This window comes from Bacillus sp. RB3 (assembly GCF_030164735.1).
GTDB classification, from domain to species: Bacteria; Bacillota; Bacilli; order Bacillales; family Bacillaceae_G; genus Bacillus_A; species Bacillus_A cereus.
The window spans coordinates 132,879-148,494 of the sequence record NZ_JASNGE010000007.1 but is presented as its reverse complement, the minus strand read 5'-3'; the positions used below and the strand labels follow the sequence as shown (position 1 = coordinate 148,494).

The window sequence follows — 15,616 nt, the reverse complement described above, 5'->3', positions numbered from 1 at the left end:
CTTTTTCGTTCATGTTTATTTGTTAACTCATTATACTCGCATAAAAAACAAAATCAATACTATTTTTTAATTATTTTAAATTTTCAATCTCTTATACCATAAAAAACACACTCATCCCTAGGAAAGGGACGAATGTGTTTTCGTGGTTCCACCCTTGTTCCAATCTAGACGTATCTCCTTCTAGATTGCTCAAGTTCAGATAACGGCTGATACCGCCAATAATTACTAGATTACTCGTTCACTATTGAAGTTCAAAGGTGGTAAAATCATTTCTCGTGTTAGGAAGCTCACACCCTTGGCTTCCCTCTCTGTAAACCGTAAAAATGATTTCGTGTCCTTATCATTACTTTTTCGTTCATGTCTATTTGTTAACTTATTATAGTTATCAAATTTTTAAAAAGCAAGCCTATTTTTACTAACTATTTTCAAAATAATTTTTTATTATATTTCACAATAGCATTATGCAACTGCCACTCAATTTACCTATTTTGTCATTTCTCCAGTTTATAAATCAACGGTTCATATATAAAGTGAAACTTTAATCAGTGAGGATTTTGTTCATCCCCACTGATTATTAGCCTTCACCAATCGGGCTTTTACGGGCAGTTGATCCCCACCTAACTTCTTTGCTTTCGCTGAATTTTGAGGTAGGGGTGTTACTGCCCGTTAATGCGGGATAAATCCCCATTCTAAAACCCGTACATACTCACCTTACAAAATTATATCAATAAAATTTTTAATACAATCTTTTTGTATAACTTTCTTCTAAAGAACGTGCAACATCTTCTTCTGAAGCATTCACTTTCGCATGCTCTAACAACATTTTTGCTGCTGAAGGTAACTCTTTTTTATTTAACCAAGATTCTGGATCCCATATCTTCGAACGAATAAACGCTTTTGCACAATGAATGTAACACTCTTCTATTTCAACAACAATTCCAAGCAACGGATTACGTCCATTCGCCTGCATTTCTTTCAAAATTTCTTCGTCGTTTGTAATATACGCTCGGCCATTTATTCTAAGTGTCTCCCCAAGACCTGGAATAAAAAAGATTAGTCCTACACGTGGATTTGAAATAATATTCAAAATAGAGTCTATACGACGATTTCCTGGCCTTTCTGGAATGATAATTTTATTATTATTGAGTACGTATACAAATCCAGGTGCGTCTCCTCTCGGCGAGGCGTCACACTCCCCCAACTTATTTGCAGTAGATAATACTAGAAAAGGAGATTTAGAAAGGAAATCTACACAATGGTGGTCTAATGATGAAATAACTTTTTTCAATGCTCGCTCACTTGGTTTCCCCAATATTTTCCGTAACTCTTCCTCTGTTGAAATAATCGATTTTATTTCCATACGCTCTATCTCCACTTATAATCGCCCCTTTTTCTTTATTTTCCCAAAATTCAATACGAATATTGTATAATAAAATTTGCAGAAAGGGGAATTAAAATGACAGAGTGGTTAACAATATTTGATTCTGAAAGAAATACACTTGGGAAGAAATTACGCGATGAAGTGCATCGTGACGGTGATTGGCACGAAACATTTCATTGTTGGTTTGTAGAAAAAGATGCTAAAGATATATTCTTATATTTCCAATTACGCTCTAAAAATAAAAAAGAAGCTCCACTTATATGGGATATTACTTCAGCTGGACATATTATGCATGATGAAGATGTACAAATTGGTGGTCTTCGTGAAATCGAAGAAGAATTGGGGCTTTCCTTTCAAACTACTGATTTAGTATACAAAGGAATCTTTAAAATAGATTATGAAATTTCAAATCTTACTGATCGTGAATTTTGTCATATGTATTTTCACAATGTCATCAATCCACTTCCATTCGCACCAGGTGAAGAAGTAGACGATGTGATGAAAGTACATGCAACTTCTTTTCTACAACTATTAAATGGTGAAATTTCATCTTTTACAGCTACTTCTGTTTTGAGCAATAAACCGATAACGATAACTTTTGATGATATTTATCCATATGATCTTGCATACTATGAATTTGTTGTTGAACAAGGAAAAGACTTACTAGAAAATAATAGTTTATAAATAAAATAGGACTCCTAGCATTATATTGCGTGGAGTCCTATTTTTCATTATTGCTCAAGTGCCTTCAATCTTTTCTCTACTCGTATGAATAAGCGAATGATTAGTACTAGCATAAAGATCATTATAGCTAACGTTGTATGGGAGTATCTAAACAGTATACTAATAACACTTCCAATTAACATCATGATGAATCCATTTTGCTTCATCACTTCTGCACTATACCTGTTACCCGCACCCCATAATTCCTTATTTTTCATAGATCGTTTCGTACGATAACCATATGCCGCATTAATATCGGTCGGTGGATTCTTTTGAAGAATAATTGCCGCAAGTACAAAAATAATACCAATCAATATGCTTATTCCTATGTTTACTAGTGCATAAATCAATTATATCCCCCCTAACTTACACTTTCATTATACGACATAAACCTTATTTTCCCAATTCATAACACATTCACTTTCTTTCTTTTGATGTCTGGAACATACTTGGAAGTGTTACAAAACGTGCCCCTTTCGTTTTTAACTGCGGAATGATTTTGTCTAGTGCATCTACAGATCCTTGTAAATGCCCACCTGGTGTTGAATGTTGGAGGATGACACTTCCAGGAAATGAATTCCCTAACACATTATTTGTAATCGTATCAGCACTCACACCTTTCCAATCAACCGTATCAACACTCCACTGTACAATCATAAAATTTTGCTCTGTGGACCATTTTAATTGATTTTCAAGTATTTCACCGTATGGCGGACGTATAAACTTCGGTGCATAACCAGCTAAACGATTTAATATTTCTTCCGTTTTTATAATTTGATTACGATACTCAGCATCATTTACTTTCGCTAAGTTCGGATGACTATACGTATGATTACCAATTACATGCCCTTCATTTGCAATACGCTTTACTACGTTCGGAAATTTTTCTGCGTTTTCACCAAGTAAGAAAAAAGTAGCTTTTACATTATGTTGTTTTAACTTATCTAATATTTTTGGCGTGAATTCTGAATCTGGTCCATCATCAAATGTAAGAGCTACTTCCGCTTTATTATACGGTCCTGAAAATGCGTACGCATATTTTTCAACCCATGAAAATGGTGTCCACGATCCACGATCATCTGCTTTCATTTGTACTTCATAGCTTTGAGGGATATATGCGTATGGCAATGCGCTTATATATTCTCCATAATAAAGTGAGTTATATGGCATATAAGCATACGAAACATCTCGTTCTAGTCCCCATTGATATGGAGTAAACATTTGTGGCGAATAAAAATAATACATGATAAAAAACCTCCCTAAATTTTCATATGTGATTCATCTGCACTTTGTTAGAGAAATTGTTATTCATAAACAAAAATAAGACTGTCCTTAATTAGGACAGTCTTACTGCTTTATATTATTAATAAATTGATGTACTATCTTTTGGCAAAGTTTTCACATGTTTTAAATAGTTCGTCACTTTATCATCATCTTCTTGCGGATATTGATATTCATACGTGTTAGCGATTTCGTTCGCCACTTCCCTAAATAAATCACTCATGACAAAGAATGACTCCCATATGTTTTCATATTCAGCATTAGAAAATGTCCTTTTAAATTGCTCCCACATATCTTCTTCAATATATTGCTCGAAATGCTTTCCAAACTTCCCTGTATTAACTGTAAAGTCTGTTTTCATACCAATATGCCATTCTAGCATTACGATGAACATATCTCGCACTGGTCCTTCAAGCATTCCTTTTGCATAAGAAAGTTCCTCTCTCCATAACCCTTTTGCCACATTTGTACTACACCACCAAAATTCATTACAGCAATCCAAAAACTCTTTTTCTGTAGGCTTTTTTATTAAGTAATCCTTATCGCTTGCTGGCGGGAATCCTTCCATACAATTATCTTTATCAAGAAGCAGTTTACTTAAACTATCTTGTCCAACGAACTTTTTTATTAACTCAACTGGAACTAGCGTTAAATCAATCCGATTCCCATCCATGAACTGCATTAAATATGGAAACTTCCCATCTTCATCTGGTTGAACTAACGACATTTCTTCTGGCATTTGTACTATCATTATTTCTCCAAATCTATGAACCCAATTATGATTAGACGTAAAAGATTGTATATCATTTACAACATACATAATATCATAGTCTTGAAAACAATCTCTTTTCACATTTGGATTTACACGCGATCCATTCATGATAACTGCTCGAATTCTTTCATCCTCTTTTGCTATATTTATAATTACGTCTAACATTTCTTTTTCAGTTCTCATCTACTTATATCCTCCAATTTTTTAATATATAATATAGTGTTATGTATATTGGAGGTCCACGAGCTAATCTCGTTATACACGATACATGTTATAATTTTTGAAACTTCTTTTTCATCCCTTTTTCCTCCTTACATCACTCTTTTACAACTGCCATCCCTTTCAATTTCCCAATGCTTTCTACCATTCACTTTTAATTATACCGAAAATTCTGTCTCGAATACAAAAAATAAAGAAAGGACATCTACCCCTTACAGAATAGATATCCCTTCTTTTAAAGTTAAATTTAATTCCTATGGATTAGTAGACCAAAGCCCAGCAGATTTAATAAATGTACGTTTATTTAATTTCAGCTGCGCTACGATAAATTCTGCAATATCTTCTGCTTGCATTACTTTATCAGGGTTTCCATCAGTTAATCCTAAATCTACAGCCATATCAGTTGCTACTGTACTTGGAGTTAAAGCTGTTACACGAATGTTATGTTTGCGAACTTCCATCGCTAACGATTCTGTTAAGCCAAGGACACCAAATTTAGAAGCACTATATGCACTTGTTACAGGTGCACCTTTTTGTCCTGCTGTAGATGAAATGTTAATGATATCACCAGATTGTTGTTCAATCATGCTCGGTAAAGCTGCACGAGTTGCATAGTATACACCCATTAAGTTTACTTGAATGATTTTTTCCCAATCAGCAACGTCTAGTTCTAAAAACTTACCGAATTTAGAAATACCAGCGTTATTAATTAAAATATCGATAGATCCTAAACCATTTTTTAACGTTTCAATCGCAGTTGTTACTTCTTCGCATGAAGAAACATCAGCAGTTGCAATAACAGCTTTTACACCTTCTGCTTCTACTTCTTTTGCTACAGCTTTTAAGTTTTCTTCTGAACGAGCTAATAAGCCTACATTTACGCCTTCTTTCGCTAATGCGATTGCTACAGCGCGACCAATCCCTCTACCTGCTCCTGTAATTAAAGCATTTTTACCTTGTAATAATTCTGCCAAGTATAACACTCCTTAATCATCTCAGTTATGTATTATATTAAAATTGTATCTATGTTTATGTAAAAAGGCAATGATGCACTTTCATGTGCGTAGGTTACTTGTAGGTAACTATAGAAAATTACTATGCATTCATTACACGTATTTATCATTATTCATGCAAAATAAAGACACCCTCCTCATAAGAGAGTGTCTGCGTATGAAATAAAAAATGGTTCTTTATCACTACACTATTTTTCTTCATAATTAGGAATACGCACAATAAATTCTGTTCCATTCCCTTCCTCACTCTCAACTTTTATTTCCCCATGATGAAGGTCGATTACTTTCTTTACAATAGCTAAACCTAAGCCACTTCCTCCATAGGCACGATTTCGTGAAGAATCCGCTTTATAAAAACGCTCAAAAATATGTTGTTTCTGTTCTTCTGATATACCAATTCCTGAATCACGGATACGCACTTCCACTACTGTCTCATGTTCCTTTAACTGAATAGTAATCGTACCACCGCTTGGAGTAAATTTAATACTATTATGAATTAAATTAATCCACACTTGACTCATACTTTCTTGGTCAGCAATAACATGTACTTTTTCTAAATCTAGTTCTAACTCAATTTCTTTTTCAGCCCAGAGTGGTTCACTATTTAACACAATTTGCTTTAATTGTTGATCTAATCGATAGCTCACTCTTTCTGGTATATATTCTTCTGATTCTAAAAGAGTTAGCTTTAGTAAATTTTGACTTAGTTTAGATAATCTCGTTGTTTCAGTTTCAATAATGGTAAGATAATGCTTTCTTTTTTCCTCAGAAAGATTATCGTCTTGTAGTGCTCTAGCAAATCCTTTTATAGAAGTTAATGGTGACTGTATTTCATGAGAAACATTTGATACAAACTCTTGTCTCATTTTCTCCATCGCATTCAGTTCATCTGTCATATCATTTATACTTTTTACAAGCACGCCAATTTCGCCATCATACTTTTCTTCATTTCGTATTTTTACGGAGAAGTCTCCTTTTGCAATTTTTTGTATCGGTTCAATAATAGTCCAAATCATTGCCTCTCGTTTTGGCCTCATTAATATTCCAATCAATGTCCAAATAAGAATAATAAATACAAAACCGACCATATTACTAATTAGAAAGGCAACAAACGGCGATACGTTTACGTCAAAAGCATTCAATATACTAGTTACTACATAAAATGCGATAGACCAAATTATAGTAAGAAAAGAAAAGAGCGCTAATACCGCTCCAAATACTTTCAGCATCTTCAACTTACTCATTCGTTTTCTTTTTCTCATTTACTTACCTCTAAGCGATACCCTAATCCTCTTATTGTTTTAATACTAAATTTCGACTGCTCTTCTTGAAACTTCTCACGTAACCGATTAATATGAACGTCTAGTGTACGTTCATTCCCTTCAAAATCATATCCCCATATTTCTTCAATTAATTGCTCTCTCGAACAAGTTCTTCCCGATTTAGACCCTAAAGTAAAGAGCAGCTCAAATTCTTTTAACGGTAATGTAACCGTTTGTTCTCCAGATGTAACTTCGAATGTTTTACGATTTAATAATACATTTCCAACTTGAATCGATTGGGAAACTGTAATTTGGTAACGTTTCAATAATGCCTTTACTCTCACTACTAATTCTATAGGGTCAAATGGTTTTACAAGATAATCATCTGTCCCAAGGTGAAATCCTTTTACTTTTTGTGATGTTTCCCCTTTGGCAGTTAGCATCAGAACCGGGATATCATAGTATTTTCTTAATTCAAAACATACATCAAATCCATCCATATTTGGCATCATGATATCAAGAATAACCATATCGACTTTTACGTCATCCATTTTCTGAAGTGCATCTACTCCATCAATTGCCTCATATGTTTGAAAACCTTCTCGTTCTAAAAATACAGAAACGAGTTCTCTAATGTGTGGATCGTCATCTACTATTAAAATTTTAGGTATCAAAGGAACCATTTCCTTTCTACTCAGCATCTAATATATTGTTTAAAAATGAATCATCAGTGGAGTAAACTTCCCACTGATGATTCATTTTATAATGCACCCTCTTTAATTTTCAATTGCTGCGTTGCAAACTCACGATACATATCATGCGTCTGTAATAATTCATCATGCGTACCACTACCTGTAAGATTCCCTTTTTCAATAAAGACAATTTTATCTGCATCTACAACAGTAGAAAGTCTATGCGCAATCACTAACGTTGTTCTGCCTTTCATTAAGTTATTTAACGCTTTTTGAACGACAGACTCAGATTTACTATCTAAGCTTGAAGTCGCCTCATCTAGCATAAGAATTTGCGGATTTCGAAGTAACGCTCGGGCAATGGCAATTCGCTGTCTTTGTCCCCCAGAAAGCTTCACACCGCGTTCTCCAACTTCTGTTGCATAACCGTTTGGTAAGTCATGAATAAATGCATCAACATATGCCATTGCTGCTACTTTTTCAATTTCTTCATCCGTTACTTCGCCCTCGACGCCATAACAAATATTATCACGAATTGTTCCATCAATTAACGGACTATCTTGTGATACGTAACCGATTTGACGTCGCCATGACTGTAATGAATAACTCGTAATTGATTCTTCTCCTAATTTAATGGCGCCACTAGTTGGCTCATAAAAACGTTCCAGTAATGAGAATAACGTTGTTTTCCCACTACCACTTGGTCCTACAATCGCTGTCACTTTTCCAGATTCAATTGTGAAATCAATATTTTTCAAAACTTGCTCTTCTTCGTTATACTCAAAATGTACATTTTCAAGAACGATCGGTTGCTTAGCATTTGTCACTTTCACACCAGTTTCATGATCTTCTACTTCATATTCTAAAATCGTACTAATTCTTTCCGTTGCACCAATTGCCTTTTGGAATTGTGTAAAGAACATAGATAATTGACTCATTGGCATTACAATTTGAACTAAATACAAAATAAACGCTACAAGTTCACCGGTTGTTAATGCACCGCTAGAAACTCGCATCCCGCCATACCCTACGATAATAACAAGTAGTGCCATTAAAACAAACGACATAACTGGCGAAATTAATGCTTGCACTTTTCCTTCTTTTAAACCAAATTGTAATAACTTTTGTATACCTGTATTACCCGTTTCATATTCTCTCTTTTCTGTATTTGAAGATTTCACTAAACGAATTTCTGATAACACTTGCGTTAACACACTTGTAAAAGATGCAGTTTCATCTTGGAGCGCTTTTGAAATCTTATACATTTTTCGTCCAAGTGGAACTAAAATTAACACAGACAACGGAATAACCGTTAAAAGTAACGCAGTCATTTTCCAATCTAAAACAAATAATACAATTAACGATCCAACAATTGAAATACCACCTGTTAATAAGTTTGACAAATGCTCAGAAATTAACGTTTTCACAACACCTGTATCATTCGTCATACGGCTAATCGTATCACCTGTTCTATTTTGATCGTAATAAGATACCGGCAAGATAAGTACCTTTTTCCACAAACGTTCTCTTAGTCCCGCTACAATCTTCTGCCCAATATAATTTAGTAAATATATAGACAACCCTGCCGCAATAGTTTGCATTACAAAGAAAGCAATTAACCCAACAATTTGTCCTGCACTAATTGAAGAAAGCGAAAAATTATCTACTAATCCTTTTGTCAGCATAGGAATAAATAAACTCGCTCCCGTAGAAAGCAAACTCATTAACAACGCAAAAACTAAAATTCCTTTCGGAGGATTTGTATCTTGAATAAGGCGTAAAAACTGCCTCCAACTCCCTTTTTTCTTTATTTCATTTCTAACTTCCATTCCTGTTCATCTCCTCATGTTAAACAAAACTGTTCTTTCTAAAATTAGAATACGATACAAATGTAAACTGAATGTAAACACACTTTTTCTATTTTTACAAAATATACATAAAAACTCATCTTTACAACAGATATAAACATCTGATATTATTACCTGGTACTTAATATTATTCTATGTAAATTATAGATAAATAATTTAAAACACGATATAAATCTCCAGTTAGTGAAAGGAGTATCCTTTTTGCAAACAAATATACATTCTGAAAAGGAAACAATTATTTTTATTCATGGATTAGTTGGTAATCGTCGCGCCTTCAAAAAAGAGCAAAAACGATTTTCTGCCTCCTACAACATTATAACTTATGACTTATTAGGTCACGGTGATGATAAAGGAGAAGCAATCGACTTTTCATTACAGCGCCTCGTAGATCAATTATTAAACTTATATGAACAAGAAGGTATTAAAAAAGCACATATTTGTGCGCTAAGTTACGGCTGTTACATCTCTACAATTTTTGCACAAATGCATCCAGAAAAAGTATTAAGTATTTGTCATATTGGAGGACATTACAATAACCCTTCTCGTTTATATAATGTATTTCAAAATTTTTGGGAGAAGCGAGGAGATGAATACTCTAAATGGCTCTCTCAATACGCAAATACTATTTTTCCAAGCGGTATATTAAAAGCAAATCCGTTCGCAGTCATTTCAAGAAATATTTACTACCGTTTCGGATTACAATTACATTCATCCATAATTGCCCAGTCATTACGACATCGGTTAGAATTCGATTTAAAATCTAAATTAAAATCACTTCCTCACCCTATACTATGGGTAATGGGAGAGCATGATCATCTCTATAAATCTTGTCTATTTGATTTAAAATCTATTTTGCCTAACGTTCTATATAAGGAAATACCGTTAGCGGGACATGCAGCGAACTTATTTCGTCCTAACTATTTCCATGACTTATATGATCGATTTTTAAATGGAAAGTTAAAATAAAAACTATTAAACTTCCAATTTATTCAACTATAAAAAGGCTTCCCAAGTTTCCTTGGAAAGCCTTTTCTCTATACGAAAAGTATATAAAACTACTTTTTCTTAGTATGCTTTTGTGTAACCTAATAGGTGCTTGCTCCAGTAAGAGTTACTTACAGAACTAATACGTACACCAGTTGCATCTGTTTCTGCACTAATGAACTGACCGTTTCCTAAGTAAACACCCATGTGAGAAGGACCTGATTTATAAGTATTTTGGAAGTATACTAAATCACCTGGTTGTGGATTGCTAGTTTTTGTTTTAGAGCTCCAGTATCCAGCAACTGTTTGACGAGCGCCTTTATGACCAGTTTGATTTAATACGTAGTGAATGAATCCACTGCAGTCAAAACCAGCAGGTGTTGTACCAGCAGTTCTGTATGGTGAACCATTTAAAGATCTAGCGAATCCAGCGATTGAAGATGTATCTCCACCTGTTGTTGGTTTTTGTACGTCTTTACCTGGTTGTTGAACGTTATTTGTAACATTATTGTTATTTGTAACGTTGTTTACTCCGCCTTTTACAAACTTAACGAAGTCTGCACTTACGTAACCTGTGCGGCCGTTATGGTTAATTTTGTACCAACCATTTTCAGCACCAGTAACGTTTAATACTTTACCATTTGTTACTCCACCGATTACAGCGTTGTATGTAGCTGGGCCTGTACGTACTTTTAAGGCACCAGTGTTAACAACATAAGAACCACCAGTTTGAACTGTTGTAGTATTGTTGTTTGTAGTTGGTTGTTGTGTTTCGTTAGATACAGCAGAACCACCTTTTGTTACGAAGTCTTTGCTTACGTATCCAGTTCCACCATTGAAGTTGATTTTAAACCAATCTTGTACTTCACCTACAACTTGTACTGTTTTACCTTTGTTTACAGAACCTAATACTGTATGAGATGTACTTGGGCCTGTACGTACGTTAAGTGAAGAAACGTTTACTGTGTAAGTACCTGTTCCTTGTTGAACAGTCGTTCCTGTTTTGCCACCAGTCGTTACGAAGTCACCACTTACATAACCTGTTTGACCATTTACGTTTACTTTGAACCAACCATTTTCTTGTCCAACTACTTGTAGCACTTGGCCTGATTTTACTTTAGAAATAACGTTATGTCCTGTACCAGCACCTGAACGAACATTTAATACATCAGCAGTTACTGTGTATTTTAATTCAGAAGTTGTTTCTACAGTTTTTGTTTCAGTTACAGTCGTTTGAGTTTGAGTTTGAGTTTGAGTTTGTCCATTAATTTCTTTTAGCGCTTCATTTGAAACTTGTGCATGAGCAGAATCCATTCCTGGAACTGCAACGCCAGCTACAGAAGCTGCTGCTAAACCTGCAATTACTTTTTTCATAAGTTGTCTTTACTTCCTTTCCCTACTATCCTCTTAAAAAAAACTAAAACTTTAATACTTTACAATATTATCAAAGTAAAATATTCATCCAGTTCCATTTTTTAGCAAGAGTTTTATTTTTCACACAGAGTTCATTTTAAATGAACAAAGTGAAATCTGTGTGAACTTCATGTGAACTTTATCATTAAACACAGTGTTTTTGCAATGGTTTTTTCAAATTTCTTATATATCGCATGAAAATTCGACATTCTATTTAATATTTTAATATAAAATATCCCTTTTCTATCTATTATAAAAAATTCTATTAACCTAATACAAACTCAAGTATGTATTTCCTTATAAAGCTCCTTACATGAAGTATACTTTCATCATGACAAAAATCACTCTATTTATCAATAGTATAATATTTTTAGAAAACTAAATTTCTATACTATCTACAATTTTGAAATAATTTGACGAATTGTAAGATTTATTTCACAAAAGCCATTTCTCCTTTAAAGAAAACACACACTATATCAACTGTTCTCTTTTTCTTATAATGGAATTTATAGGATATTTATAGTATTATATACATATCTTAATAAACAAGAATTTTAGCGAATTAATTAAAGTTTCATTCCCTTATAAAATGAAACTTTAATCAGGAAGGGTTTTATACATCCTCCGCTAATTATTAACCCTCACCACTCGGGCTGCCCATTAATGCGGAGTTTTATTGGAATAAAAAGAGGAGGCATATTTGTGAGAAATATAATAGATGATCCAATACAAAAAAACATAGAGCTATACTATGCTTTTATTCAATTCGTTTCAATGATAACATTACAAAAAGTATCAGCTATTGAAACACGTAAAAACGAATTAAAAAATCAGATGAAAAATGCCGGACAAAAAAAACCTTATTACGTATAAAAAAAGGTGAACAGGTTATATTCCTGTTCACCTTTTTAAATTATTTATAAATTTTCACACGGTCCTCTAGCGGTTGGAATTCTTTTTCACCAGCATGTACTACCGGTTTACCAAATGGCATTTGCGCAATAAGTTTCCAATTCTCTGGAACATCCCACTCTTTTCTCACTTCTTCATCAATTAGCGGATTGTAATGCTGTAACGTAGCACCAAACCCTTCAATTTCTAAAGCTGTCCAAATTGCAAATTGTAACATTCCTGATGATTGCTGAGACCAAGTTGGGAAATTATCTTTATATAATGCAAAGTTAGCTTGAAGGCTTTCCACTACTTCACTGTCTTCAAAATATAAAACCGTTCCATAACCACTTTTAAATGCATTCATTTTTTCTTCAGTAGGTGCAAAGTTATTTTCAGGTACAATTTTTCGTAACGTTTCTTTCGTAATATCCCATAATTTATCATGTTGTTCTCCTAATAAAACAACAACGCGAGCACTTTGAGAATTAAAAGCTGAAGGTGTATGTTTTACAGCATGATAAATCACTTCTTGAATTTTCTCATCAGAAACTACTTGCTCTTTACTAATTGCATAAATAGATCTTCTGTCTTCAATTGCTGAGTAAAAATCTTTTGCCATCATAATTCCCTCCAATTTTCAATTGAGGCTATTTCATATGTATATATCATATTACGCCCCTCAAACTTATTATTAATAAGCTTATAACTTTATAATATCACAGCAACAAACAAACTCAAATAATAACACTTATATTTAGAAGCTTTTTCCTTTTTAAAATAAAAAGACTGTTTGTTGTTATCTAAAATTAGTAACAACAAACAGTCTTACTTATGTAGCGATCTAGATTCGTATTTTACTTACTTAATTAACTAATCCAAATGCATACGACATTAACTTATTTGTCTCTGTAAAACGTTTTGTTTTACTGGATGTCCCCATGACCACTGTAATAATTCGATTATCACCTTGCTTTGCAGTCCCAGTAAAACAGTATCCTGCACTATCTGTAAATCCAGTCTTTAGTCCGTCCATTCCTTCTATATATAAACTTTTATTATTTTTGTTTAACATGTCGTTTGTGCTTATAACATTAATATTATTAAATGCTAGCTGACTTTGGCGTAAGTGAGTCACTTCTAATATTTCCGGATAATCTTTTATAAGATGATACGCCAATTGTGCTACATCACCAGCCGTCATTTTTGTTTCACTTCCATCTGGCTCTTGTAATCCAGAAGCATTTGCAAATTTAGCATGTTCCGACATTTTTAACTGTTTCGCTTTTGCATCCATAAGCTGAACGAAATCTTTCTCCGATTTTGCCATATGTTCTGCTAAAGCCACAGCCGAATTATTAGCTGACTCAATCATTAATGCATGATATAAATCTTTAACAGTTAATGTGTCATTAACTTGTACTGGGATTCTCGCTCCTTCTGTTTGTGCCGCCTTCGCACTCATTTTTACTGGATCTTCCCAGCGAACTTTCCCGTTATGTATACTCTCTAGTAAGAGATACGCTGTCATCATCTTAGACATACTAGCCGGTGCAAAAGCTTCATTTTCATTATATTGATAAATAATATCTCCATCACTCGCATCGATAATCATAGCTGCTTTTGCGTTAATTTCTGGTGGGATGTACTTTGGCGGGACTACTTTTTCAGTAAATCCTGCTTTAGGTAGTTCTGCCACTTGCAAAGGTTGTCCCTCTACATTCGCTATGCTCTTTTGATTTCCTTGGAATAAGAACCAACATATCCCTAAAATAATAACTAATAGGACTGTCATCCTTCCCCATTTTAACCGATTCATTTCAAAACTCCTTTAGCAAACCTTTTATACACTCACATTTAACCTTAACAACAATTCCTTTATATAGTCAAGGTAAAAGGTATATTTATTCATATACAGCAATGATTATTTTAATTTATTTATGTTAAACTTACAATATTGAAACGTAAGAATATTCAATAATAAAATCTCGTAAATAAATCGAAACTTTAATCAGCCCCACCAATCGGGCTACCCGTCAAATAGCGAGATAAACTATTTAATAGAAGGGATTCATACAAATGCTACTTCCAAAATCATTAAAATACGGAGACACAATTGGGATCTACTCCCCTTCTTCACCAGTAACCTACACTTCTCCAAAAAGATTTGAACGAGCAAAATCTTACTTACAACAGAAAGGGTTTCATATATTAGAAGGTTCATTAACAGGTCGATATGATTTTTATCGTTCTGGTAGTATACAAGAGCGTGCTGAGGAGCTAAATGTCTTAATAAGAAATCCTAATATTTCTTGTATTATGTCAACAATTGGTGGGATGAATTCAAATTCAATATTACCTTATATTGATTATGATGCTTTTCTAAAGAACCCTAAAATAATGATTGGGTATTCAGATGCAACTGCTTTATTACTAGCAATTTACGCCAAAACAGGAATCCCTACATTTTATGGACCAGCTCTCGTCCCTTCCTTTGGCGAATTTGAACCTTTTGTTGATTGCACATACAAATATTTTGCTGAAACTTTACTACATGATCATTCTCTTCCTTATCATATAAAACAACCATTATTTTGGTCAGATGAATTTATTAATTGGGAAGAAAAGACGAAGGAGAAAGAACTTCGACCAAACGATTGGATTTCAGTAATTGATGGAAAAGCTACTGGGCGTATTATTGGCGGGAATTTAAACACGATACAAGGAATTTTGGGTAGCCCCTATATGCCACATATTCAAGAAGGCGACATTCTCTTCATTGAGGACAATTCAAAAGATGCAGCTACTATTGAAAGAAGCTTTTCATTACTTAAAATTAACGGTGTATTCGATAAAATTTCAGGTATCATTCTTGGAAAACATGAGCAATTTGATGATTGTGGTACAAATCGAAAACCTTTTGAAATACTATTAGAAGTACTTCAAAATCAAAGAATTCCTTTTCTAGCTGACTTCGATTGTTGTCATACACATCCCATGATTACCATGCCTATCGGTATTCAAGTAAAGTTGGATGCAACAAATAAAACGATACATGTTGTAGAACCTTGGAAAAAATGAATGCATAGCTTCTATTGTTTTACAATAAAAGCCATG

General features: G+C 33.8%; 15 protein-coding genes and 2 other annotated features (1 of these 17 running past the window's edge). Of the genes, 4 read left to right on the top strand and 11 right to left on the bottom strand.

Features of this window, described 5'->3' with window-relative positions; genetic code table 11:
- Window positions 1-7: a binding site (T-box leader), on the bottom strand (it extends 225 nt beyond the left edge of the window).
- A 114-nt stretch (window positions 8-121) separates the two neighbouring features.
- Window positions 122-353 (bottom strand) — a binding site (T-box leader).
- A 383-nt stretch (window positions 354-736) separates the two neighbouring features.
- Window positions 737-1,375 (bottom strand): pyridoxamine 5'-phosphate oxidase family protein, encoded by a 639-nt coding sequence (locus QO049_RS12185; protein ID WP_061457078.1) that lies wholly within the window; start codon window positions 1,373-1,375, stop codon window positions 737-739.
- Window positions 1,376-1,456: 81 nt separating this feature from the next.
- Here QO049_RS12185 and QO049_RS12180 point away from each other — a divergent pair, with 81 nt between their 5' ends.
- A complete protein-coding gene (locus tag QO049_RS12180) occupies window positions 1,457-2,065 on the top strand; it encodes an NUDIX hydrolase (RefSeq protein ID WP_000141384.1) in 609 nt (202 codons plus the stop codon).
- Window positions 2,066-2,112: 47 nt separating this feature from the next.
- Here the strand turns inward: QO049_RS12180 and QO049_RS12175 are convergent, their stop codons facing one another.
- The 7 genes from QO049_RS12175 to QO049_RS12145 all read right to left on the bottom strand — a co-directional run bounded on the left by QO049_RS12175 (window position 2,113) and on the right by QO049_RS12145 (window position 9,172).
- Window positions 2,113-2,451 carry an SdpI family protein gene (locus QO049_RS12175; protein ID WP_033667343.1) on the bottom strand — a complete coding sequence of 113 codons (339 nt, stop codon included), beginning with the start codon at window positions 2,449-2,451 and terminating at the stop codon, window positions 2,113-2,115.
- A gap of 70 nt (window positions 2,452-2,521) precedes the next feature.
- On the bottom strand, window positions 2,522-3,349 hold the full coding sequence (locus tag QO049_RS12170; protein WP_098877175.1) for a peptidoglycan-N-acetylglucosamine deacetylase: 828 nt from the start codon (window positions 3,347-3,349) through the stop codon (window positions 2,522-2,524).
- 118 nt (window positions 3,350-3,467) lie between these two features.
- Window positions 3,468-4,340: an aminoglycoside 6-adenylyltransferase gene (locus QO049_RS12165; RefSeq protein ID WP_001258541.1), complete on the bottom strand. Its 873-nt coding sequence runs from the start codon at window positions 4,338-4,340 to the stop codon at window positions 3,468-3,470.
- 290 nt (window positions 4,341-4,630) lie between these two features.
- Window positions 4,631-5,350, bottom strand: a complete 720-nt coding sequence (locus QO049_RS12160; protein WP_000818979.1) for a 3-ketoacyl-ACP reductase — start codon at window positions 5,348-5,350, stop codon at window positions 4,631-4,633.
- A gap of 227 nt (window positions 5,351-5,577) precedes the next feature.
- Window positions 5,578-6,651, bottom strand: coding sequence for an envelope stress sensor histidine kinase HitS (gene hitS / locus QO049_RS12155; RefSeq protein WP_142338752.1), 1,074 nt, complete (start codon window positions 6,649-6,651; stop codon window positions 5,578-5,580).
- Entirely contained in the window at window positions 6,648-7,325 is a 678-nt protein-coding gene (gene hitR / locus QO049_RS12150; protein WP_000612414.1) for an envelope stress response regulator transcription factor HitR, read from the bottom strand. The genes hitS and hitR overlap by 4 nt, the downstream gene beginning before the upstream one ends.
- Window positions 7,326-7,411: 86 nt before the next feature.
- A complete protein-coding gene (locus QO049_RS12145; RefSeq protein ID WP_000453861.1) occupies window positions 7,412-9,172 on the bottom strand; it encodes an ABC transporter ATP-binding protein in 1,761 nt (586 codons plus the stop codon).
- Between the two features lie 240 nt (window positions 9,173-9,412).
- Between QO049_RS12145 and QO049_RS12140 the strand changes: the two genes are divergently transcribed.
- Window positions 9,413-10,177 (top strand): alpha/beta fold hydrolase, encoded by a 765-nt coding sequence (locus QO049_RS12140; RefSeq protein WP_001194306.1) that lies wholly within the window; start codon window positions 9,413-9,415, stop codon window positions 10,175-10,177.
- A gap of 99 nt (window positions 10,178-10,276) precedes the next feature.
- Here the strand turns inward: QO049_RS12140 and entFM are convergent, their stop codons facing one another.
- Window positions 10,277-11,569, bottom strand: a complete 1,293-nt coding sequence (entFM, locus tag QO049_RS12135) for an enterotoxin EntFM (protein ID WP_000755498.1) — start codon at window positions 11,567-11,569, stop codon at window positions 10,277-10,279.
- A gap of 741 nt (window positions 11,570-12,310) precedes the next feature.
- On the opposite strand from entFM, the gene QO049_RS12130 reads away from it, so the two are divergent.
- A complete protein-coding gene (locus QO049_RS12130) occupies window positions 12,311-12,481 on the top strand; it encodes a hypothetical protein (RefSeq protein WP_001244278.1) in 171 nt (56 codons plus the stop codon).
- Window positions 12,482-12,521: 40 nt separating this feature from the next.
- On the opposite strand, the gene QO049_RS12125 is transcribed toward QO049_RS12130, so the two are convergent.
- Together QO049_RS12125 and QO049_RS12120 are read right to left on the bottom strand one after the other, a co-directional pair.
- Entirely contained in the window at window positions 12,522-13,124 is a 603-nt protein-coding gene (locus QO049_RS12125) for a nitroreductase family protein (RefSeq protein WP_001987122.1), read from the bottom strand.
- Window positions 13,125-13,364: 240 nt separating this feature from the next.
- A complete protein-coding gene (locus QO049_RS12120; protein ID WP_001080871.1) occupies window positions 13,365-14,318 on the bottom strand; it encodes a D-alanyl-D-alanine carboxypeptidase family protein in 954 nt (317 codons plus the stop codon).
- A 260-nt stretch (window positions 14,319-14,578) separates the two neighbouring features.
- On the opposite strand from QO049_RS12120, the gene QO049_RS12115 reads away from it, so the two are divergent.
- A complete protein-coding gene (locus tag QO049_RS12115; protein ID WP_000926314.1) occupies window positions 14,579-15,580 on the top strand; it encodes a S66 family peptidase in 1,002 nt (333 codons plus the stop codon).
- Window positions 15,581-15,616: the final 36 nt, after the last annotated feature.